21 protein-coding genes are annotated in these 20483 nt (G+C 68.2%); 9 read left to right on the plus strand and 12 right to left on the minus strand.

Annotated features, from left to right (window positions below; all coding sequences use genetic code 11):
* Positions 1–33 precede the first annotated feature (33 nt).
* The 6 genes from ASE31_RS30450 to ASE31_RS30475 all read right to left on the minus strand — a co-directional run bounded on the left by ASE31_RS30450 (position 34) and on the right by ASE31_RS30475 (position 6271).
* Positions 34–699, minus strand: coding sequence for a methionine ABC transporter permease (locus ASE31_RS30450; RefSeq protein WP_057206961.1), 666 nt, complete (start codon positions 697–699; stop codon positions 34–36).
* A 14-nt stretch (positions 700–713) separates the two neighbouring features.
* Positions 714–1769: a methionine ABC transporter ATP-binding protein gene (locus tag ASE31_RS30455; RefSeq protein ID WP_057206963.1), complete on the minus strand. Its 1056-nt coding sequence runs from the start codon at positions 1767–1769 to the stop codon at positions 714–716.
* Between the two features lie 141 nt (positions 1770–1910).
* Positions 1911–3119 (minus strand): MFS transporter, encoded by a 1209-nt coding sequence (locus ASE31_RS30460; RefSeq protein WP_235514815.1) that lies wholly within the window; start codon positions 3117–3119, stop codon positions 1911–1913.
* 76 nt (positions 3120–3195) lie between these two features.
* The gene (locus tag ASE31_RS30465; protein ID WP_057207112.1) at positions 3196–4146 is read right to left on the minus strand and encodes an ABC transporter substrate-binding protein; all 951 of its coding nucleotides are present in this window, start codon (positions 4144–4146) and stop codon (positions 3196–3198) included.
* A gap of 152 nt (positions 4147–4298) precedes the next feature.
* Entirely contained in the window at positions 4299–5453 is a 1155-nt protein-coding gene (locus ASE31_RS30470) for an acyl-CoA dehydrogenase family protein (protein ID WP_057206966.1), read from the minus strand.
* Positions 5450–6271 carry a class II aldolase/adducin family protein gene (locus tag ASE31_RS30475; protein ID WP_057206968.1) on the minus strand — a complete coding sequence of 274 codons (822 nt, stop codon included), beginning with the start codon at positions 6269–6271 and terminating at the stop codon, positions 5450–5452. The genes ASE31_RS30470 and ASE31_RS30475 overlap by 4 nt, the downstream gene beginning before the upstream one ends.
* Positions 6272–6492: 221 nt before the next feature.
* On the opposite strand from ASE31_RS30475, the gene ASE31_RS30480 reads away from it, so the two are divergent.
* Entirely contained in the window at positions 6493–7515 is a 1023-nt protein-coding gene (locus ASE31_RS30480) for an ABC transporter substrate-binding protein (protein ID WP_057206970.1), read from the plus strand.
* A gap of 65 nt (positions 7516–7580) precedes the next feature.
* Here the strand turns inward: ASE31_RS30480 and ASE31_RS30485 are convergent, their stop codons facing one another.
* Entirely contained in the window at positions 7581–8687 is a 1107-nt protein-coding gene (locus tag ASE31_RS30485) for an LLM class flavin-dependent oxidoreductase (protein WP_057206972.1), read from the minus strand.
* A gap of 328 nt (positions 8688–9015) precedes the next feature.
* Here ASE31_RS30485 and ASE31_RS32000 point away from each other — a divergent pair, with 328 nt between their 5' ends.
* Positions 9016–9180, plus strand: a complete 165-nt coding sequence (locus ASE31_RS32000; protein ID WP_157412720.1) for a hypothetical protein — start codon at positions 9016–9018, stop codon at positions 9178–9180.
* Positions 9181–9186: 6 nt separating this feature from the next.
* Positions 9187–9531 carry a hypothetical protein gene (locus ASE31_RS30490; protein WP_057206975.1) on the plus strand — a complete coding sequence of 115 codons (345 nt, stop codon included), beginning with the start codon at positions 9187–9189 and terminating at the stop codon, positions 9529–9531.
* A 27-nt stretch (positions 9532–9558) separates the two neighbouring features.
* Here the strand turns inward: ASE31_RS30490 and ASE31_RS30495 are convergent, their stop codons facing one another.
* From ASE31_RS30495 to ASE31_RS30510, 4 genes are read right to left on the minus strand one after another with little or no spacing between them, the layout of a single operon-like run.
* Positions 9559–10734, minus strand: a complete 1176-nt coding sequence (locus ASE31_RS30495; protein ID WP_057206977.1) for a cytochrome c — start codon at positions 10732–10734, stop codon at positions 9559–9561.
* A 9-nt stretch (positions 10735–10743) separates the two neighbouring features.
* Positions 10744–11547 carry an ABC transporter ATP-binding protein gene (locus ASE31_RS30500; RefSeq protein WP_057206979.1) on the minus strand — a complete coding sequence of 268 codons (804 nt, stop codon included), beginning with the start codon at positions 11545–11547 and terminating at the stop codon, positions 10744–10746.
* On the minus strand, positions 11541–12626 hold the full coding sequence (locus ASE31_RS30505) for an ABC transporter permease (RefSeq protein WP_157412721.1): 1086 nt from the start codon (positions 12624–12626) through the stop codon (positions 11541–11543). Before ASE31_RS30505 ends, ASE31_RS30500 begins: the two co-directional genes overlap by 7 nt.
* 7 nt (positions 12627–12633) lie before the next feature.
* Positions 12634–13662: an ABC transporter substrate-binding protein gene (locus ASE31_RS30510; RefSeq protein ID WP_057206981.1), complete on the minus strand. Its 1029-nt coding sequence runs from the start codon at positions 13660–13662 to the stop codon at positions 12634–12636.
* 155 nt (positions 13663–13817) lie between these two features.
* On the opposite strand from ASE31_RS30510, the gene ASE31_RS30515 reads away from it, so the two are divergent.
* The 6 genes from ASE31_RS30515 to ASE31_RS30540 all read left to right on the plus strand — a co-directional run bounded on the left by ASE31_RS30515 (position 13818) and on the right by ASE31_RS30540 (position 19512).
* Positions 13818–14477: a cysteine dioxygenase gene (locus tag ASE31_RS30515; RefSeq protein ID WP_057207116.1), complete on the plus strand. Its 660-nt coding sequence runs from the start codon at positions 13818–13820 to the stop codon at positions 14475–14477.
* Positions 14478–14508: 31 nt separating this feature from the next.
* Positions 14509–16110 (plus strand): rhodanese-related sulfurtransferase, encoded by a 1602-nt coding sequence (locus ASE31_RS30520; protein ID WP_057206983.1) that lies wholly within the window; start codon positions 14509–14511, stop codon positions 16108–16110.
* A gap of 275 nt (positions 16111–16385) precedes the next feature.
* Positions 16386–16919, plus strand: coding sequence for a molybdopterin-dependent oxidoreductase (locus tag ASE31_RS30525; protein WP_057206985.1), 534 nt, complete (start codon positions 16386–16388; stop codon positions 16917–16919).
* A complete protein-coding gene (locus tag ASE31_RS30530; protein ID WP_057206987.1) occupies positions 16900–18537 on the plus strand; it encodes a diguanylate cyclase in 1638 nt (545 codons plus the stop codon). The genes ASE31_RS30525 and ASE31_RS30530 overlap by 20 nt, the downstream gene beginning before the upstream one ends.
* Positions 18534–18896, plus strand: coding sequence for a response regulator (locus tag ASE31_RS30535; RefSeq protein WP_162261452.1), 363 nt, complete (start codon positions 18534–18536; stop codon positions 18894–18896). Before ASE31_RS30530 ends, ASE31_RS30535 begins: the two co-directional genes overlap by 4 nt.
* Position 18897: 1 nt before the next feature.
* Positions 18898–19512: a hypothetical protein gene (locus ASE31_RS30540; RefSeq protein WP_057206991.1), complete on the plus strand. Its 615-nt coding sequence runs from the start codon at positions 18898–18900 to the stop codon at positions 19510–19512.
* A gap of 21 nt (positions 19513–19533) precedes the next feature.
* Here ASE31_RS30540 and ASE31_RS30545 read toward each other — a convergent pair whose 3' ends face one another.
* Entirely contained in the window at positions 19534–20466 is a 933-nt protein-coding gene (locus tag ASE31_RS30545; protein WP_057206993.1) for an aldose 1-epimerase, read from the minus strand.
* Positions 20467–20483: the final 17 nt, after the last annotated feature.

Here is a 20483-nt window from a genome sequence, read left to right on the forward strand (position 1 = left end):
CAATCAAGGCAAAGAGCAACCACAGCCGACAAATCAACGATGGCTCAGCCGACGCACAGCCCAATCCCCGAGACTCTGCACCGCCTGCACAAAGAAAATCAACACCAGCACAACAGCCAACATGATCTCCGGCAGAAACCGCTGGTACCCATAACGAATCCCCAGATCCCCCAACCCACCCCCACCAATCGCACCGGCCATGGCCGAGTACCCGGTAAGGCTCACGAAGGTAATGGTCAGCCCAGCAACGATGCCAGGCAGAGCCTCCGGCAGCAACACCTTCCAGACGATCTGGCTGGTGGTAGCCCCCATGGCCTGGGCCGCTTCGACCAGCCCATGGTCCACCTCGCGCAACGCAGCCTCCACCAGGCGCGCGACGAAGGGCGCAGCGGCAATGGTCAAAGGCACCACGGCCGCCGCCGTGCCGATGGACGAGCCCGTGATGAAGCGCGTGAACGGGATGATGGCCACCAGCAAGATGATGAAGGGTGTGGAGCGCACGGCATTCACCAGCCAGCCCACGAGCTTGTTCACGGGGCTGTTCTCCAGCACGCCGCCCTGGTCGGTGAGGCGCAGGAACACGCCCAGCGGCACACCCAGCAGGCCGCCGACAAGGCCGGAGATGCCCACCATGATGAGCGTCTCCCACAGCGACGAGGCGAAGAGCTCCAGCATGGCGGGAGTGAAATGGTCAAACATGGCTTCTTGCCTCTTCAGGTTTCAATGGTGACTTCTTCGACGGCCACGCCGCCCGCGCGCAGGTGCTCGACCGCGCCGCGCAAGCGCGCGGGCTCGCCGCTGGCGTAGACGGCCAACGAACCGAAGGTCTCGTCCTGGATCTCGTCGACCTGGCCGTGCAGGATGCTCATGTCCACGCCGAACTCGCGGATCAGCTGCGACAGGATGGGCTGGTAGGCGCTGTCACCCGAGTACGACAGGCGCAGCAGCCGGCCGGTATGGCCGGGCGCGGTGGTGGCCAGCTGGCCGGTGAGCTTGCGCACATGGTCGAGCACGCTGGCGGGCAGCTCCTGCGGCAATATTTCGTCGATCAGGCTCTTGGTGATGGCCTGCTGGGGGCGCGTGAACACCTCCAGCACGCGGCCCTGCTCCACGATGCGGCCGGCCTCGATCACGGCCACGCGGTCGGCCACCTGCTTGATGACCTGCATCTGGTGGGTGATGAGCACCACCGTGAGGCCCAGCTCGCGGTTCACCTGGCGCAGCAGGTCGAGGATGGAGCGCGTGGTCTCGGGGTCGAGCGCCGAGGTGGCCTCGTCCGAGAGCAGCACCTTGGGGCGGCTGGCCAGCGCGCGCGCAATGCCCACGCGCTGCTTTTGCCCGCCACTGATCTGTGCCGGGTAGCGGTTGGCCAGGGCCGACAGGCCCACCAGCTCCAGCAGCGGGTTCACCCGCTCGCGGATGGCGGCCTTGTCCATGCCCGCCAGCTCCAGCGGCAACGCGGCGTTGTCGAACACCGTGCGCGAGGACAGCAGGTTGAAATGCTGGAACACCATGCCGATGTCGCGCCGCGCTTCGCGCAGCTGCGCGTCATTGAGCTTGGTGAGGTCGCGGCCATTGACGATGACCTCGCCCTCTGTGGGGCGGTTGAGCAGGTTGATCACGCGCACCAGCGAGCTCTTGCCGGCACCGCTCTTGCCGATGATGCCGAAGACCTCGCCCGAATGGATGTGCAGGTCGATGCCCTTGAGGGCTTCCACCGGGCCTTGTGGGCCCGGGTAAATCTGGGTGATACCCCGTAAGTCGATCATGAAACGCAAAGGGCCGCCGTACGCCTGTGGCGCCGGTTCGGCCCTGGATGAAAAGGATAAGGGAATGTACTATTGCAACATAAAGAAACCAACTATCAAAAAATTGGGTAATAAGACAGTTTGGTTATTTAGATGTCGAAATCAGACGGCGGCAGTCTGCGGAACCCGCCCCTTGACCTTGCGCGAGACCAGCACACCCAGCACTACCACGCATACGGCGGCGATCGAGAACACTTGCGCGATCCACCCCCGGTCCACACTGGCCGCAACTGCCAGTACCCCCAGCGACTGGCCCAGGAACAGCAGGCATGCGAACAAGGTGACTGCCGTGCCCCGCGCCTCGGGCGCCATCTGCGTGGCCTGCACCTGCAAGGTGTTGTGCAGCATGTAGAAGCCCAGGCCGGCAGAGAAGCAGCCCAGCACCGCCAGCGGTACCAGCGGCGCCCAGGCCAGCAGCAGCAGCCCCCCGCCGATCATCGTTGCGCCCAGCAGTGCCAGGCCTTTCTCACCCAGCATGGCCAGCCAGCGGCGCGCCATGAGGCTGTAGACCAGCCCGCCCACGCCGTACAGCACCATCACCCCGCCCGCCGCCGACGGGGACAGGCCAAAGCCATCGACCATGCGCGCTGGCACGAAGGCCATGGTGCCAAAGCCCAGGGCCCCCTCCACCGCCACGATGGCCAGCACCCAGCGCACCCGGGGCATGCGCAGAAGGCGCCCGGTGGTGGCCAGGTAGGCTGGCAGCGAGAAGGCAGCCGGTTCGGCCGGATGGTCACCCGCCGCTGCAGCACCCGCCACCGTGGCACGCATCTGGCGCAGCAGCAGGGTGGCAGCCGTGAGGAACAGCACAGACAGCACGGCAAACGCCCAGCGCCAGCCCAGGGCCTCCACCGCGAAGCCGCCGAACCACTGGCCGGCCATCATCCCCGACACGGTGGCCACCATGAGCCGGGCCAGCGTCTCCTGGCGCTGCTCGTAGGCCACGCTGTCCCCGATCCAGGCCATGGACAGCGGGATGATGCCAGCCGCCGCCGCACCCATGAACGCGCGCGACACCACCAGCACCGGCAGGGTCGGCGCCAGGGCCGTGACGGCACTGAATACGGCGCAGGCGAAGGTGGCGCCGATGATCACGCGCACCTTGCCGAAGCGGTCACCGAGCGGGCCGTAGAAGAGCTGCAGCACGCCGTAGGCCACCGCGAACGCGGCGATCACTGCCGATGCATCGCCGGTGGTGACATGGAACTCCTGGGACAGGGTGACCAGCATCGGATCGCACACGCGCATGGATGCCATGCTGGAGAAGGCCGCCACGCTGATCAGGCGCAGCATCGTCGAGGAAGAATGCATAGGCGCCGATTGTGCGGCGCAGCGCGCCAGGCTGCTGGCGGCGGGTCAAATGCCCTGGGGCGCGGGGTCCCTGCCGTCAGGCCTTGGCATTGAACCGCGTATCGAAGGTGCCCCGCACGTCCAGCCGCTGCTTGAGGAGCCCTGCCGCCAGGTAGAAATCCGCCGTGCGCTGCTGGTCGGCCAGCACCTGTGCGTCGATGTCCTGCCAGCGCGTGGCGCGGCGCTCGAACTGCAGTTGCGCGGCGTCGGCGGGAATGCCGATGATGCGCGCCAGCGATTGGCCAAAGGGCTTGGCGTTCTGGTAGGACCAGACCTGGGCGCGCACCACGCGCTCCTTGAAGTCCTGCAGCACCGCGGTCTTTTCGGCCAGGGCCACCTCCGTTGCGGCCAGGTAGCTCAGCCCGGTCCACAGCCCGCGCCCGTTGACCAGCACACGCGCGTGACCGCTGGTCTCGGCCAGCGCGGTGTAGGGCTCCCAGGTGGCCCAGGCATCGACGGAACCCTGCGTCAGCGCGAGCTTTGCGTCCGGCGGTGGAATGAAGCGCAGTTGCACGTCATCGGCCTTGAGGCCCGCCGACTCCAGCACCTTGAGCGTGACGAAATGGCCGATGGAGCCGCGGTTGGTCGCAATGCTCTTGCCCTTGAGGTCGGCTGCGGTCTTGAGCGGCGAATTGGGGGCCACCAGCACCGCCGTGCCATAGGCATCGGAGCGGCTCGCAGCAAAGGCCTTCACACGGCTGCCGGCGGCCAGGGTGAACAGCAGCGGCGCATCGCCGATGGGGCCGAAATCCACGGCATTGGCGTTGAGCGCCTCGGCCAGCGGCGCAGCTGCAGGGAACTCGCTCCACTTGATGTCGTAGGGCAGGTTCTTGAGCTCGCCTGCAGCGTCGAGCAGGGCCTGCAGCCCGCCCTTCTGGTCGCCCGCGCGCAACAGCACGCGGGACTGTGCGTGGGTGAGCACCGGCGACAGAAAGGAACTGGCGGCGACGGAGGCGGTGAGCAGGTGGTTGAATTGGCGGCGCAGCATGGTGGCGTTGGACAAGAAGTGATCGGGTTGGACAGGCTTCATTGCAGCACCCGCCGCGCGCCAGGCCAACGAAGCCTTGCGTCCATGGATATGCGGTTTTCGCATGCAGCGGACATCGGTCCGGGGTCGGCACCCCGGACCGCATTGCCCCGTCAGCCCAGGGCCGCCTTGCCCGCCGCCACGTGCACGCTGTCATCCTGCGGCGTGTGGATGCGCCCGCACAGCACGTCGCGCAAATGGCGCTCCAGCGGGTTGCGCCGGGCCAGGCCGTGGTTGCTGGTGAGCGACAGGGCCACCTCCACCGCATGCACGGCGTTGTGGGTCACGGTGGACTTGATCAGGCCGCTGTCCACCGACGAGACCGGCACACCGGCATCCATGTCGGCCGCCAGGCCGCGCAGCAGGCGCTCATTGGTGAGCAGCAGCCCTTCCAGCGTGCCCACGGCCTCCTGCACGCGCGGCAGGCTGGCCAGCGGCGCGCCCAGGCTGGCGGGGCTGCGCGTGCGCAGGAAGTCGAGCAGCCATTCGCGCGCAGCCCGTGCCACACCGGTGTAGAGCCCGCCCAGCAGGACCACCATCTCGGCCTGCACGGCGGAGTCACCCCGCGCCCAGTCCTGCGGCAGGCGCAGTTCCAGCGCATGGCTGGCGGGCACCGGCACGCTGTCGAAATGCACATCGTGGCTGCCGCTGGCGCGCAGGCCCAGGTGGTCCCAGGTGGGGTCGATGCGGATGCCGGGCGCCCCTGCCCGCACCAGGAAGGCGCCGGTGCGCGGCGCCTCCTCGTCGGTGCGGGCCCACACCACATACCAGCGCAGGATGGGTGCGCCGGTCGAATAGATCTTGTGGCCGGTGATGCGCCAGCCCGCGCCCGCACCCTCACCCGCGCGGCGTGCCACCGTGGCCGGCAGGCCGCCGCGCGCGGGCGAGCCCAGCTCGGGCTCCACACGCAGGGCATTGATCAGCGACACCTCGCGCACCGACTCCTGCACCAGTTGGCGCGCCAGCGCCTCGGGCCAGGGCGAACCGGCCCGGCCCATGGCGCGCTGCTGCATGTACTGCATGGTGAGCACGAGCGCGGTGGCCGGGCAGCCCTGGGCCACGGCACCGACCACCTCGCCCAGTTGGGCCAGGGATGCGCCCTGCCCGCCCAGATGGCGCGCCCCGGCCAGCGACAGCAGACCGGCCTGCTGCAGTTCGGTGAAATTGCGGTGCGGAAAGCTGCCTTCGCGGTCATGCACGGCAGCGCGCGCGCCGAACTCCACGGCCAGCGTGCGGGCCAGTTGGCCTGCCGTGAGGGGCGCGTTCACTGAAGCACCTCGGGGTGCTCGCGCACCACGATGTCGAACAGGCTCTTGAAGGTGAAGTGCGCCCCGCCCGGCCCGCCGATCTGCGCATGCGTGTGGCGCGCCACTTCGGGCCGGATGGGCCGGGGCACGCCCGCGGCCTCGGCCAGCAGTTGGGTGTGGCAGGCGTTCTCGAGCGCGATGTACCACCAGGCAGCCGCTTCCACCGAAGGGCCGGCCGTCAGAATACCGTGGTTCTGCAGGATCACGGCTTTCTGGTTGCCCAGGGCCTGGCCGATGCGAAAGCCCTCGTCCGTCTCAAGCACCACGCCCGTGAAGTCATCGAACAGCGCATGGTCCTCGTAGAAGATGCACGAGTCCTGCGTCAGCGGGTCGAGCCGGCGGCCCAGCGCTGACCAGGCCTTGCCGTAGGTCGAATGCGTGTGCGCAGCGGCCACGATGTCGGGCCGCGTCTCGTGCAGCGCCGCGTGGATGGCGAACGCCGCCCGGTTCAGCGGACCGTTGCCGACCACAATCTCGCCCTGAGAGTTCACGAGCAACAGGTCCGACACCTTGATCTGCGAGAAATGCAGGCCCAGCGGGTTGACCCAGAAATGGTCCGCCCACTCCGGGTCGCGCGCCGTGATGTGGCCCGCTAGACCATGGTCGAAGCCATGCTGGGCGAACAGGCGAAAGGCCACGGCCAGGTTCTCCTGCCGGTGGCGGCGCTCGGCCTCCAGCGTGGGGCGCGCTGGCGGTGGATCGAACCAGTCCTTGCGCTGGGGGGCGAGGTTCCGGGCGTGGAGGTTCAGCGGAGGCAACAGCGTGGCTGAGGAGGACATCGGGAGGCCTTGTGTCTGGGGAATGTGCTGCCCACCATAAAGGCCGCCCCCGGCACCGCCAACGAAGAAAAGCGCGTGTGCACATTCGGTTTTGGCATGAGGCGGGGCGCATGCTGCGGACCGCTGATTTGCGCATATCGATGCTACGCAATGGTCGTTGGAGCGGGAAAGCGGTTGCTGGAACCTTGGCATTCCCGCAGAACGACGAAAGGACTTTCTCCATGCCATTGCCAACCACCTCCGGCACCCACCGCCGCACCCTGCTGCGCGCCGGCCTGGGTGCGGCCACCCTGGCCACTCTAGGCGCACCCGCCGTGGCGGCAGGTGCCACCGACCTCTCCAAGGTCACCCTGCGCATCGGCACCTACAAGGGCCTGTGGCGCCCCCTCATCGCGGCCAGCGGCCAGGGCCAGACGCCCTACCGCATCGAGTGGCGCGAGCTCAACAACGGCGTGCTGCACATCGAGGCCATCAACGGCGACGCGCTGGACCTGGGCTCGGGCAGCGAGATACCGGCCCTGTTCGCGGCGCGGCAGAAGGCGCAGGTGCGCTTCATCGCCGTCACGCGCGAGGATCTGAACAACCAGGTCACCCTGGCGCGCAAGGACGCGCCCATAACGCGCATCGCCGACCTCAGGGGCAAGCGCGTGGGCTATGTGCGCGCGACCACCTCGCACTATTTTCTGAGCCGGCAGCTGGCCGAAGCGGGCCTGTCGTTTGCCGACATCACGCCTGTGAGCCTCACACCGGCCGACGGCCTGTCGGCCTTTGACCGGGGCGACCTCGATGCCTGGGCCATCTATGGCTACAACGGCCAGCTGGCGCGCCTGCGCTACGGCGCGCGCGTGCTCAAGACCGGGGATGGCTACCTCTCGGGCAATTTCCCGATCTATGCCAACCCCAGGTCTGTGCAGGACCCGCTCAAACACGCCGCCATCAGCGACTACCTGCAGCGCCTGCGCCGCGCCTACCTCTGGGCCAATGGCAACTACCTGGCCTATGCCCGCGCGCAGTCGGAAGAAACCCGCGTGCCGGTGGGCGACCTGATCGAGCTGTGGAACAACCGCAGCACCGACTACGACCTGCGCGCCGTGGACGACGGTGTGGTCAAGGGCCACCAGGCCGTGGCCGATACCTTTCTGAAGCTGGGCGTGCTCGATGGCCCGGCCCAGGTGGCCCCGCCGTGGGACCGCAGCTTCAGCGGGGCATTTGGGGCAAGAGGCGCTGTGCAGCCACCCGCCTGAGCCAAAAGCACTGCAGCGCGCACTCGCAAGAAGTGCGCGCCGCATCTGCCTGCAAGGCGCGGTGCTCAGGCCACCTTCAGCGCCACATGTGCTGCGGTCTGCCGGTCCCGCTCGGCCACCTTGGCGCGCACCAGGGGCAGCAGTTCACGGCCATAGTCGATGGCATCCACCAGCGGATCGAAGCCGCGTATCAGGAAGGTGGTGATACCCAGGTCGTAGTATTTCAGCAAGGCGTCGGCCACCTGCTCGGGCGTGCCCACAAGCGAAGTGGAATTGGAGCGCCCGCCGATCTCGCGCGCAATCGCGGTCCACAGGCGCTCGTCCACCCGGTCGCCCTTGGCGGCGTCGGCCAGCAGGCGCTGCGCGCCCTCGCTCTGCTGGGGGCCATTACCGCGCGAGTAGCCCTGCTGCACGCGCAGGCGGCGCGTGTCTTCGAGGATCTGCTCGGCGCGCGCCCAGGCCTCGTCCTCGGTTTTTCCCAGGATCGGGCGAAAGGAGATGCTGAACTGCACCTCACGCCCGTGCAGTGTGGCCTCGGCGCGCACGCGGCGCACCAGGTCGCTGGCCTGGGCCAGTGACTCGCCCCACAGGGCATACACGTCGGCATGCCTACCGGCCACCTGCAACGCGGGCGCCGAGGCACCGCCAAAGAAGATGGGTACATAGGGCTGCTGCAACGGCTTGACCTCGGACCAGACGCCCCTGGCGCGGTAGTGGGCGCCCTCGTGGTCGAAGGGCTTGTCGGCGGTCCACACGCGGCGCAGCAGCGCGAGGTACTCGTCGGTGCGGGCGTAGCGCTGGTCGTGGTCCAGGAAGTCGCCATCGCGCTGCTGGTCCTCGTCCGAGCCGCCGCTGATGTAGTGCACCGCCAGGCGCCCGCCGGTGTAGTGGTCCAGCGTGGCCAGCTGGCGCGCCGCCAGCGTGGGCGCGACGAAGCCCGGGCGGTGGGCCAGCAAAAAGCCGATCTTTTCGGTGACCGAGGCGGCATAGGCAACGGTGAGCAGCGTGTCGGGGCTGGACGAGCTGGCCGGCACCAGGATGCGGTCGAAACCTGCGTGTTCGTGCGCCTGGGCGAACACGCGCACATAAGCAGCATCCACGGCCGGGCCCTTGCGGGCGATGGTTTCAGAGACTTCGTGCGGCTGGATCATGCCGATGAACTGGACGGGCATAGCGGGCTCCTGGTGAGGCAAGTAAATGAACCGGTCCATGATGGAACGCCCACCGCTGTCAGCCAACGAAGAAAACCGCGTTTGCAAATTCACTGCGCACATACCGCCTGCGGCCACTGCTGCGGTGTGCGGTCACTACTGCCCCCCCCGGCCCCACCCCATGCGCAGGACTTGCGCATGTTGACGGCGGCGCCGTTCGCCATGAACGCGCTGGAGGGTTGAGCGCAGCCCTGGCAAAATGCCGGAAATAACACGACGAGAGAGGGATTTTCATGCATTGCAACCAAGGGATGGCCGTGCCTGCCGTACCCGCCCCGGAGGGTTTCAGATGAACCGCAAGACCCAGGCCGGAATCGCCGGCATGGCCGTCGGCGGGCTCTGGCTGCTGGCCAACCTGCGCCACGTCCAGGCGCGGGGCTTCGTGGCCATCGGCATGCCGCTCGTCATCCTGGTGCTGGGCGGCATCTACTTCGCGCTGGGACGCAAGGAGTAAGCAGACATGGGCATTCGACACACCTTGGCGGGCATCGCCCTGCTGGCACTCGCCGGCAGCACCCTGGCGCAGGAGGGCACCGGCTGGCTGGCCGGCACCTGGCAACTGGCCGAAGACCGCAAGAAGCCCGGCTTCACCGACGACTTCATGGACTTCGACGCCCAGGGCACGGTGGTGCTGCGCGACAGCCAGAAGGTCTATGCCCACTGCCGCTACCAACCGGGTGCCGGCGTGCTGTTGCTCACCTGCATCGCGGGCGGCAAGGAACGGCCGATGACCATGCGCGTGGCACCGGACAAGGCGTCGCTGACCAATTCGGTGGGCGACGTGTACCGCAAGAGCCGCAAGTAGGGGCGCGCCAGTCCGCCCCCATCCGATTCAGTGCGGAAAGCCACCGCGCGTGAGCCGCACCGGTTCTGCGTCCATGCGGCGGATCAGCGCCTCCAGCCCGTCGCCCGGTGCGACGGCGGCGACCGCCACCGGTACATCGGGGGGCGCCCCGGGCACGGTGGTCGAGCGGCAGACCAGGTCGTCCTCGGACCAGGCCGCCTTGCCTGGCTGGCCGCGGGCACGCAGCCAGCCGGCGCGGTCCACGATCAACTGGTAGCCCGGCAGTTCGGCGGCCGGGATGCCCAGGACCAGCGCCAGAGCCTGGTCTAGAGCATGCAGGTCTGCCTGCGGCCGGCATTCGGAATCGCCCCCTGCAGGCAGAACGCCGGCGACCAGGGTGACCAGGCGCGGGTCGTCGGCCACGGGCTGCACGCCGGGCCCCGCCACGGCCACGCGCACGCGCTGCCCCACCAGCTCGCGGCTGTGTCGCGCGCCACCCTGGCGGCATTGCACGGCCATGGCCGGCAGGCGCACCGGGCGGTCCCAGGTGCCCGATTCGCGCAGCATCTGCCCGGCGGCATGGGCCTGCAGGTAGTCGAGCACCTCCCAGATCTGCGCGTCGCTCAATGCGCCGCCCACGCCGGGCATGGTGGGCACGCCCGCGCGGTTGTGCATGCCCTCGCGCACGCGCCAGAACAACTCGCCGTCGAGCCGCTTCCACAGCAGTGCGCCGTTCAGGTTGGGCGGCCACTGCACGAGCTGCGGCGCGTCGGGCCCCTCTCCGCGGCCGTCGGTGCCATGGCAGCGCACGCAGTGCTGCTGGTAGGTGGCTTGGCCACGCACGATGCCTGCCGCAGCAAAGCCGGTGGGCGACTGGTGCAGGCTGGTCGCCACGGCCGGCGCCAGCAGCAGGTGCGCCTGGGGCCAGGGGGCGAACACCAGCAAGGCAATGGCCAGCGCCCAGAGGGGAAGACGCGCACGTCGCCAGGGCAGCGATACCAACAAGACGACTAAGGCGGCGCCCGCACACACCAGCGACAGCAGAACGCGCCGCGCATGGCCGGCATCCACCACCAGCATCTCGGCCGCAATGCGCTGCCCCCAAGGCCAGGCGGGCTGGCCGTGCACTTCAGGAGCCAGGCCCAACGCGTGCAACAGGGCACGCAGCCCTTGCTGCGCGGCCTGCAGGCCTTCGAGCAGGCCGTTCAACAGTTCCGGCGACAACAGCCCGGCCTACCAGCTCGCATCCAGCCCCAGCAGGGCCAGAGCCTCATGGCGCAGCGCGGCCAGGCGCGGGTCGCCGCGGTGGCGTGGGTAAGGCAAATCGTTCACCAGCACCTGCTGGATACGCGCCGGCCGGTCGGCGAACACCACCACGCGCTGCGCCATGAAGAGCGCCTCTTCCACGTCGTGCGTGACCAGCAGGGCCGAGAAGCCGGTGCGCTGCCACAGGTCCACCAGCTCGGTCTGCATGGACAGGCGCGTGAGCGAGTCGAGCTTGCCCAGCGGTTCGTCGAGCACCAGCAGGCTCGGGTCGTTGACCAGGGCCCGCGCCAGCGCCACGCGCTGCGCCATGCCGCCCGACAGCTGGTGCGGAAAGGCCTTGGCAAAGTCCTGCAGCCCCACCAGGCTGAGGGCCTGGTCCACCCGGTGGCGCTGCTGGCGCAGGATGCCGCGCGCCTGCAGGCCCAGGGCCACGTTGTCCCAGACCGTGCGCCAGGGGAACAGCGTCGGGTCCTGGAAGACCACGATGCGCGAGGGATCGGGCTCGGTGATGGGGGTGCCGTCCTGTAGCAACTCCCCCGTGGTCGCGGGCTCGAGCCCCGCCACCAGGCGGAGCAAGGTGCTCTTGCCACAACCGCTGGGCCCGAGCAGCGCCACGAACTCGCCGGGGGCAATGGAAAGGTCGAGCTCGTCGATGACGTGCAGCGGGCCTGCGGGCAGGTCGAACCAGTGGCTCACATTGCGCACGTCGATGCGCGCACCAGTGACCCGGGCTGCGGCGCCCGCCTCGGCGGCAATCGCTGTACTCACCATTTCACCACCCCCTTCTGCCACGACAGCACCCGGTCGCGCAGTACGAACAGCAAGGTGATCACGCCCGAGAACAGCAGCGCCATCACGATCAGTGCGGCATACATGTTGGGGTACGCCGCCCAGCCCTGGGCCCAGGTCAGGTACCAGCCCAGGCCGGCCTTCACGCCCAGCATCTCGGCCACCACCAGGGTGGAGAACGCCGCGCCCAGGCCCATGAACAGGCCCACGAAGACCTGCGGCAGCGCGGCCGGTATGGCCACGCGCAGCACCAGGAACCAGGGCGATGCGCCCATGGTGCGTGCCACGTCGTAGTAATTTTTGTGCACGCCCGCCACGCCCGACCAGGTGAGGATGGCCACCGGAAAGGCCGTGCCCAATGCGATCAGGAAGATCGCCGTGGACCAGCTCGACGGGAAGAAATAGAAGCTCACCGGCAGCAGCGCCGTGGTGGGCACCGGCCCCAGGATGCGCAGCACCGGGTGGATCCAGTAGCTGGCCTGTCGCGACCAGCCGATCAGCACGCCGGTGACGAAGCCCGCCGCCGCGCCGATGGCGATGCCCAGGGCCAGTAGGCGGATGGATGCGCCGGCGCTTTCTAGCAGGCGCGCCCAGTCGGTCACATACACCTCCACCAGGCTTTGCGGCGGGGCAAAGAACGGGGGCGGCAGGGTACCCAGCTTGGCGGTGAACATCTCCCACACCGTGAGGCCGACGGCAATGGCCACCAGCCAGGGGCCCGCGCGGCGCGCGCGCGCACCCACGGCGCCGAAAGCCACCGGGGTCAGGGCCAGCGCCACCAGTGCCACGGCCACTACGCCGGCTCCCAGGGCAAATTCCTGGGTGAACTCCCATTCGCTGAAGCCCGCGGGCTTGTTGGGCCACAGATAGGTGAGCAGGCCCAGGGCCGCCCAGGCGAAGGCAGCCACCAGCCCAGCCCACCAGATGGAGGGAACAGGCTGGGCCGCGCCGAAGGTGGCGGGCGCAGCCACTTTGGTGGCGGGCGCCGTGGCACGGGGCGCCCGGGGCGCATCGGCCACGGATGCGGGTGCAGGCAGAATATGGTCGGCAACGGTGCTCATGGCGGGATCAGGCCAGAACGTCGGCGTGCACATGTGCGGCAAAGCGCGCGGGGTCGGTGGAGGGCTTGAGCACCCCCACCAGCTTGAAATCGCGCGCGTAGAACTCGATCTCCTGGCGCAGGGCCGTGCCCACCGGGTGGCTGCGGTGCGTGAGCGTGCCCAGCACGGCACGCAGGTCTTCCTGCGGCACCTTGGAGTAGGGGCTGAAGATGCGTGCCGTCTCATTGGGGTTGTCGGCCACGAAGTCCGACGCCTCGATGATGGCGCGCGTGAGGGCCGCCGCCGTGCCCTTGTCGCTGCGCACCATGGCGCCGCTCACGCCCAGCACGCAGCAGGTCTTGGCAGCGTACTCGCCCGAGAGGTTGGAGGCCAGATCCACCAGGCCCTTGGTGCGCCTTTGGATCAACAGGAGGTTGGGGTCGCCATCGGCAATGGCCTGGGCCTCGCCCTTTTCCACGGCCAGGCCCAGCATGTCGCCGGGGAACTGGCGCCAGGTGACGTCCTTCTCGGGGTTCAGACCCACCTTGGACAGCAGCACCGAGAAAAAATTCTTGCCCGGGCTGTTGAGGTCCGACACGGCAATCGTCTTGCCCTTGAGCTTTTGCAGGCTGGTCACGCCGGCTGCCTCGTAGCCCACCAGGCGCGAGCAGCCGCCGTGCGAGCTGCCCACCAGCTTCACGTCGAAACCCGACTCCAGCGGCTTGATCCAGCGGTGCACCATGCCCAGGCCGGCATCGGCCTTGGAGGTGGCGATGGTTTCGAGCAACTGGTCGGTGGAGCCCGCGAAGTTGACCAGCTCGACCTTGAGGCCGTGCTTTTCAAAGATGCCGCGCTCGATCGCCACCGGGGCGGCCGACAGACAGATGGCGTTGGCGTTCCACGCCAGCTTGACTTCGCGCAAATTGCTGGCCGCCAGAACCTGGCTGCCCACCACGCCCGAGGCGCCCACCACCGTGGCAGCACCTGTTGCACGCAGCAACTGCCGGCGCGACCAGCGCGCTTCTCCCCCACCCAGAACCTGGCCCTTGTTGTTCATGCCCTGCACCTCATGTGTAATAAAGACAACGGTGGCAAGCACCGCACCAGCCGCATTGCAACTGCTGGACACCACAATGAGAACGAAGAAAAACGGAGATGGATATGCAAAAGATTCCGCACACCCCCACGCCCAACGCTGGTGCAATGCAGGGCATGAATGCCCTCGCCTCCACAGCCAAAGAACCAACCGCGCCCACCGCCGCCCCGACGTCGCCCGACACCGCCCGCCTGCGCGGCTTCGTTCAGCAACTGGCCGCACTGGTGGAAAGCGCCCCGCCCGAGCCCGAACTGCTCAAACGCGGCGGCGCCCTGCTGGGTGCGCTCGTGGCCCATGACGACTGGCTGCCCGCCGCCTATGCGCAACCCAGCCCCGAGCGCTACCAACAGTTCCTGCTGCATGCCGATGCCCTGGGCCGCTTCTCGGTGGTGAGCTTCGTCTGGGGACCGGGCCAGGCCACGCCCATCCACGACCACACGGTGTGGGGCCTGATCGGCATGCTGCGCGGTGCCGAGGATTCGCAGGCCTTTGCCCGTATCGCAGACGGACGCTGGGCCGCCGATGGCGCGCCGCACCGCCTGCAGCCCGGCCAGGTGGAGGCCGTGTCCCCCAGCATCGGCGACGTGCACCGCGTGAGCAACGCGGTGGAGGGCCAGACCTCCATCAGCATCCACGTCTACGGTGCCAACATCGGTGCCGTGCAGCGCAGCGTGTACCTCGAAGACGGCACGCGCAAACCCTTCATCTCGGGCTACAGCAACAGCACCCTGCCCAACATCTGGGACCTGTCCCGCAACCCTGCCCCCTCGGCCTGACCCGATTTTCAAAGACCCGTACGATCCCGCAATGACCGCACCCGCCATTCCCCAGACTTCCGCTCTCCAGGTCCGCCAGGCCCTGCTCGCCCGCGAGGAAATCGCCCTCCTCGACGTGCGCGAGGAAGACCCCTATGCCCAGGGCCACCCGCTGTTCGCCGCCAACCTGCCGGCCGGCAAGATCGAGCTCGATGCCTGGACGCGCATCCCCCGCCGCGACACCTTCATCGTGGTCTACGACGATGGCGAGGGCCTGGCTGAGCCGGCGGCGCGCACGCTGCAGCAGCTGGGCTACACCCAGGTGACCTTGCTCGCACGCGGCCTGCAGGGCTGGCGCGATGCCGGGGGCGAGCTGTTCATCGACGTGAACGTGCCCAGCAAGTCCTTTGGCGAGCTGGTGGAGGCCGAGCGCCACACCCCCTCCCTCGCTGCCGAGGAGGTGCAGGCCCTGATCGACGCCAAGGCCGACGTGGTGGTGCTCGATGCACGCCGCTACGACGAATACCACACCATGAACATCCCCACCGGAGTAAGCGTGCCCGGCGCCGAACTGGTGCTGCGCGCCCAGGCGCTGGCGCCCAACCCTGCCACGCAGATCATCGTGAACTGCGCCGGGCGCACGCGCAGCATCATCGGCACGCAGTCGCTGGTCAACGCTGGCATTCCCAACCCCGTGGCCGCCCTGCGCAACGGCACCATCGGCTGGCTGCTGGCCGGGCAGACGCTGGAGCGCGGCGCCAGCCGCCGCTTCGATCCCGCCGTGCACACAAACCGCAGCCAGGCGCCGCAGCAGGCACGCAGCGTGGCCGACCGCGCCCGCGTGCAGCGTGCCCAGGGCGGCGTCCTGGCCCGCTTTGCGGCCGAGGCCGGCCGCACCACCTACCTGCTGGACGTGCGCACGCCCGAGGAGTTCGCCGCCGGCCACCTGCCGGGCTTTCGCAACACACCGGGTGGCCAACTGGTGCAGGAGACCGACCACACGGCCGCCGTGCGCGGTGCCCGCCTGGTGCTGGTGGACGACGATGGCGTGCGCGCCAACATGAGCGCATCGTGGCTGGCCCAGATGGGCTGGGAGGTGTGGGTGCTCGACAGCGCACAACCCGCAGACTTCAGCGAAACCGGCGCCGTGGCCAACTCCGTGCCAGAGCCGAAGGGCCCCATCGCCTGGACCACGCCAGAGCAACTGGCCGCATGGCTGCAGCAGGAGCCGGCCGGACACACCGCCGTGCTTGACCTCACCAGCAGCGCCAACTACACCCAGCGCCACATCCCGGGTGCCTGGTTCGCGCTGCGCTCGCAGCTGGCGCACGCCGTGGCCTCCATCCCGCAGGCGCGCCGCTACGTGCTCACCTGCGGCAGCAGCCTGCTGGCCCGCTATGCGGCGCAGGACCTGGCGCGCCTGACCGGGGCCGAAGTGCAGGTGCTGGACGGCGGCACCCAGGCCTGGATCGACCAGGGCCTGCCGCTGGAGCATGGCGAAACGCGCCTGGCATCGCCACGTACCGACCGCTACCGCCGCCCCTATGAGGGCACGGAAAGCCCGCGCGAGGCCATGCAGGCCTACCTGGACTGGGAGTTCGGGCTGGTCGAGCAGTTGGGCCGCGACGGGACACACGGCTTTCGGGTCATTTGAAGCGGTACCGCAGGTGCGGCCGACAGGGCCGACCCGCACATGCGTGGAGCCCCGGGTGCCGGGGGCGATTCTTGCGCGCCATGGGCGCCTGGAATGCGCCCCCGTCCACACCTGCGGGGCGCCGGGCTGCATGGCCAAGCTGTCAACAATTGTCAAAGCGGGGCTATTGCCCCCACAACAGCGTGTAAACAGGCCCACCTTGCAGGGCATCCCGGCATAGTCGCTGCGTCTGCTCCTGACACTGCATCCGAGGAGCGAGCCAGCGAGACCCCTTCATGACGCCCTGTTTTCGCGCGGGGCTGCCCTGCGCAGCGTTCGCCCTGTTTGTTGTCCTGTCCAGCCTGTGGCTGCCATTGCCCTCCCATGCCAGCCTGGTGTGCCAGCCATCAGGCGCGCGGCCGGTGCTGCAACTGCAACGCCCAACCCAGCCAGCCCTGGCCTGCGACCTCCAGGCGCTGGAGAGGCTGCCGGCCCGTGACATCGTCACCACCTTGCCGCAGGCACTGGGGATTGCCGGCAAGTCCCAGTGGCGCGGCGTGTCCCTGCGCCAGCTGGTGGAACGGATGGGCGGTAACGAGCGCCACCAGATCGAGCTGACCGCCCTGAACGACTACGCCGTGCGCATCCCATGGAGCGACCTGTTGCAGTACGACCCGGTACTGGCCTACCGCCGCAATCACCAGCCGATCGGCGTGCGCGACAAGGGCCCCCTGATCCTGATCTATCCCTTTGACCAACACCCCCAGTTGCAAAAGCAGGACTACGTCAACCGCACCATCTGGCAGGTCAATGTCCTCTCCGTCCGATAAGCCCCTGTCGCCTGCGGCGCAAGCCGCCCGCCTGCCGCGCCACCAGCGTGGAACCTATTGGCTGCTGGCCCTGGTGCTGGCCATGGTGGTGGCGACATCCGTCGCCTTGTGGTGGACGCTGCGGCAGGCGCAATCGCTGGCGCAGCCGTTTCAGAAAAGCGATCTGTGGTACGTGTCGAGCGTGCACAGCGAACTGGGGCGGGTCGCCCTGCTGGCGCGCAAGGTGAAAGCGCTGGAGGCGCCCGAGGAGGAGCTGCGCGAGCGCCTGGAGGTTCTCTACAGCACCCTGGACATGGCCGGCGCAAGCCAGCGCATCGGCGCGCGGTTGCGGCAGGATCTGGCGCAGCCAGCACTCGATCTGGAGGAACTGGGCCGGCATGTAAAGCGCTGGTCCAGCCGCATGGCCTCGGCACCACCCGAACGTGCGGGCCTGAGCGACGACATCATCGCGCACACCGATGCCCTGCTGCAGAGCACCCGCAAGGCCGTGGTGGCGGTACACCTGTTTTCCTCGCAGGACACGGACCGGGTTCGCCAGGAACTGCACGACCATTTCATGCTGCTCAGCGCCGTGCTCGGGGGCCTGCTGATAGGCACGGCCCTCTTGATCCGCAAGCTGCTGCAAGAAGCCCGGTCGGCCCAGGCCCTGTCCCAGCAGCTGGCGCAGGCCAACCGCCAGCTGGAGATGCGCGTGGCCAGTCGCACGCGCGAGATCGATGAGAACCGCGCGTTGCTGGGCTTCATCCTCGACTCCAGCCCCAGCGATGTCGTTCTCGTAGACGTCGAAAGCGGCTTCGTGCACTTCATCAACAACCAGATGGTGGAACGCCTGGGGCTCCAGTGGCCACCCATGAAGCTGTTCCTGCCCGAGTTGCTGCACGACCCTGCCACCAGCCGGCAATTGATGGATGCGCTGGAGAAGTATGGCCAGGTGGATGGCATGGAAGCGCTCATCGGCACCAGGAATCCACGCTGGAGCTCGCTGTCGGCACGCCTCATCGAGGTCGATGGCAGGCTGGCCCATCTGCTGTGGGGCTTCGACATCAGCACGCACAAGCAACTGGAATCGCAGTTGCGTGAACTGGCCACGCGCGATTCACTGACCGGCCTGCTCAACCGACGGGCCTTTCTGGAGCGCGGCACCGCACTGCTCGACCACTGCCGCCGCCATGCCAAGCCGTGCACGGTGCTGATGATCGACATCGACCACTTCAAACGCATCAACGACCGGTATGGACACCAGACCGGCGACGACTCGCTGCGTGCCTGCGCCACCTCGATTGCGGGCGCGCTGCGCGAGGCCGATATCCTGGGGCGGTTGGGGGGCGAGGAATTTGCGGCCCTGCTGCCCCACTCGTCCACCGAAAGTGCACACCTGGTGGCCGAGCGCATCCGCGACGCCATCTCGCAACTGCAGATCCTCTCCATCGCCAGCGAGCCGTTGAGGATCACCGTGTCCATCGGCATGGCCGAGATGGCGCACCGGGATGCCGGGATAGAGACCATCCTGGCATGGGCCGACCAGGCGCTGTACCGCGCCAAGGCCACGGGCCGCAACAAGGTGCTGGCCTACGAACGATCCATCCCGTCTCCCGATACAACCGAGATCCTGCCATGAGCCTGCGACTTTTGATTGTTGACGACAGCCGCATGTCCCGGCTCATCCTGCAAGGATTCGTCTTGCAGGCCCACCCCGCATGGACCATCCTGCACGCCAGCAGCGGCGAGGAAGCCCTGAAAATGTGTGAAGAACACCCTGTGGACCTGGTGTCCATGGACTTCAACATGCACGGGATGACCGGCCTGGAGGCGGCCTTGGCATTGCGCCAGACCCGGCCCCACCTGCCCATCGCCATCCTCACCGCCAACGTCCAGTCTGCGATGCAGGAACGCATCGACGAGGCCGGCCTGGTATTCATTGCAAAACCCATCACAGCCGATGCAGCGAGGAAGCTCGCAGCACTGGCAGGAGCATGACATGACTGCCAAGCTTGATGCGGAACAAATAGACGCGCTCAGCGAGATCTTCAACATCGGTGTCGGCAAGGCGGCCGCTGCCATGGGCGATCTCATGCACGACGAGGTGCTGCTGTCAGTACCGCACGTGAGCATTTTCACGGTGAGCGAGGCGGCCCAGCAACTGGGCACCGCCGGCAGCACCATGTATGGGGTGCGCCAGCCCTTCCGGGGCGTGTTCAACGGCGACGCGCTGCTGATCTTTCCGGGCGACAAGAGCCTGGAGATCGTCCGCATCGTCGCGGGCCAGAGCCTGCCCGGCGAGGACCTGAGCGCCATCGAGCAGGATGCCATGACCGAGCTGGGCAACGTGATGCTCAGCGCCTGCCTCGCCACCCTGGCCGACCTGCTGGGCAACGAGTTCGAGCTGAGCCCGCCCCGTGTCGATGTCGGTGACAGCCGCACCATTCTGGGCACGCGCATCCAGAACCACCTGGTGGTGTTCCTGCACATCCGCTTCGAGCTGCTCAGCAGCCAGATCGAAGGCTTCGTGGTGTTCGTGCTCAACACCACGTCCTTGCTGGCGCTGCGCGCAGCGGTGGACAGGCTTCTGGGTCGCCAGGCAGAGGTGGACTGATCCGACGGAAATCGCCTGTTGCTAGCCAACGGCCAGCCGGCCGTAGCGCCACTGCACGTTCAGCGCAAACGACTCCCCCTGCTCCAGCACGCGCAGCCCTGGCTGCCCCGCCAGGTGAAAGGCATCGATGGGCTGGGTGATGGGCTCGAAGCAGAAGGCCGGGCCCTGCGGTGGGCGGTAGATGAGGCAAAAGTGCTGCCCGGCGCCGCCATCGGCACCGGAATCGGGCATGCGGGCGGTCAACCGCAGGCCGTGCTCGGGCCAGTCGATCTGCGCCGTGCCACCCCAACCGGTGTAGCCGTTGTCGATCAGGGTGCCATGGGCCGAGACGCCGGCATTCAGGTCCCAGCCTTCAGGGAACTGCCGGGTGTGTTCGGTCGGCAACGGGTCGTTGCCGCACAGCCAGACGGCCTGCACCGGTGCGCTGATGCGCGTGCCCGGCGTGCGCGGAAACCAGGGATGCACGCCAATGCCGTAGGGCAGCGGCTCGGCGCCGAGGTGGCGCACCAGCACATGCTGGTCCAGCCCGCCCTCCACCAGGCGAAAGGTCTGCACCGATTCGTAGTCGTAGGGGTTGCCCCCGAAGCGCTCCGAGCGCAGTTGCATCTGCAGCGTGTCCGGCGCGGGCTGCGACAGCACCCATGGCTGCAGCCAGCCATCGCCATGGATGGGATACGGCTCGCCTGCCCGGTTGGGCTGCATGGGATGGAACTGCCCGGCGTGCGTGAAGCCGCCGCCGCTGATGCGGTTGGACCAGGGCACCATGGCAAACGAGGCCAGCTGGTACAGGTCGGGGGTGGCACCATCCCAGCGGCGCCAGAGGTCGAGCCGGCCACCGGCTTGCTCCGGGGCGTCGATCTGCCAGGCGGCCACGCTGCCGCCCAGGGAGGGGACCAGCCCCAGGTGCTGGCCCGCATGGCTCAGCCAGGTGATGGGATGGGTGGTTTCGCTCATGTGCAAGCTCTCGTGAA

Source organism: Acidovorax sp. Root217, assembly GCF_001428645.1.
Lineage (GTDB): Bacteria > Pseudomonadota > Gammaproteobacteria > Burkholderiales > Burkholderiaceae_C > Acidovorax.

Bases quoted from the DNA above. Each gene is read 5' to 3' on its own strand.
- ASE31_RS30505 (WP_157412721.1), bottom strand. From the start codon at position 12,626: ATGAGCACCGTTGCCGACCATATTCTGCCTGCACCCGCATCCGTGGCC.
- ASE31_RS30510 (WP_057206981.1), bottom strand. From the start codon at position 13,662: ATGAACAACAAGGGCCAGGTTCTGGGTGGGGGAGAAGCGCGCTGGTCG.
- ASE31_RS32000 (WP_157412720.1), top strand. From the start codon at position 9,016: ATGAACCGCAAGACCCAGGCCGGAATCGCCGGCATGGCCGTCGGCGGG.
- ASE31_RS30485 (WP_057206972.1), bottom strand. From the start codon at position 8,687: ATGCCCGTCCAGTTCATCGGCATGATCCAGCCGCACGAAGTCTCTGAA.
- ASE31_RS30455 (WP_057206963.1), bottom strand. From the start codon at position 1,769: ATGATCGACTTACGGGGTATCACCCAGATTTACCCGGGCCCACAAGGC.
- ASE31_RS30465 (WP_057207112.1), bottom strand. From the start codon at position 4,146: ATGCTGCGCCGCCAATTCAACCACCTGCTCACCGCCTCCGTCGCCGCC.
- ASE31_RS30500 (WP_057206979.1), bottom strand. From the start codon at position 11,547: ATGGTGAGTACAGCGATTGCCGCCGAGGCGGGCGCCGCAGCCCGGGTC.
- ASE31_RS30535 (WP_162261452.1), top strand. From the start codon at position 18,534: ATGAGCCTGCGACTTTTGATTGTTGACGACAGCCGCATGTCCCGGCTC.
- ASE31_RS30540 (WP_057206991.1), top strand. From the start codon at position 18,898: ATGACTGCCAAGCTTGATGCGGAACAAATAGACGCGCTCAGCGAGATC.
- ASE31_RS30545 (WP_057206993.1), bottom strand. From the start codon at position 20,466: ATGAGCGAAACCACCCATCCCATCACCTGGCTGAGCCATGCGGGCCAG.
- ASE31_RS30520 (WP_057206983.1), top strand. From the start codon at position 14,509: ATGACCGCACCCGCCATTCCCCAGACTTCCGCTCTCCAGGTCCGCCAG.
- ASE31_RS30530 (WP_057206987.1), top strand. From the start codon at position 16,900: ATGTCCTCTCCGTCCGATAAGCCCCTGTCGCCTGCGGCGCAAGCCGCC.
- ASE31_RS30480 (WP_057206970.1), top strand. From the start codon at position 6,493: ATGCCATTGCCAACCACCTCCGGCACCCACCGCCGCACCCTGCTGCGC.
- ASE31_RS30525 (WP_057206985.1), top strand. From the start codon at position 16,386: ATGACGCCCTGTTTTCGCGCGGGGCTGCCCTGCGCAGCGTTCGCCCTG.
- ASE31_RS30490 (WP_057206975.1), top strand. From the start codon at position 9,187: ATGGGCATTCGACACACCTTGGCGGGCATCGCCCTGCTGGCACTCGCC.
- ASE31_RS30515 (WP_057207116.1), top strand. From the start codon at position 13,818: ATGAATGCCCTCGCCTCCACAGCCAAAGAACCAACCGCGCCCACCGCC.
- ASE31_RS30475 (WP_057206968.1), bottom strand. From the start codon at position 6,271: ATGTCCTCCTCAGCCACGCTGTTGCCTCCGCTGAACCTCCACGCCCGG.
- ASE31_RS30460 (WP_235514815.1), bottom strand. From the start codon at position 3,119: ATGCATTCTTCCTCGACGATGCTGCGCCTGATCAGCGTGGCGGCCTTC.
- ASE31_RS30450 (WP_057206961.1), bottom strand. From the start codon at position 699: ATGTTTGACCATTTCACTCCCGCCATGCTGGAGCTCTTCGCCTCGTCG.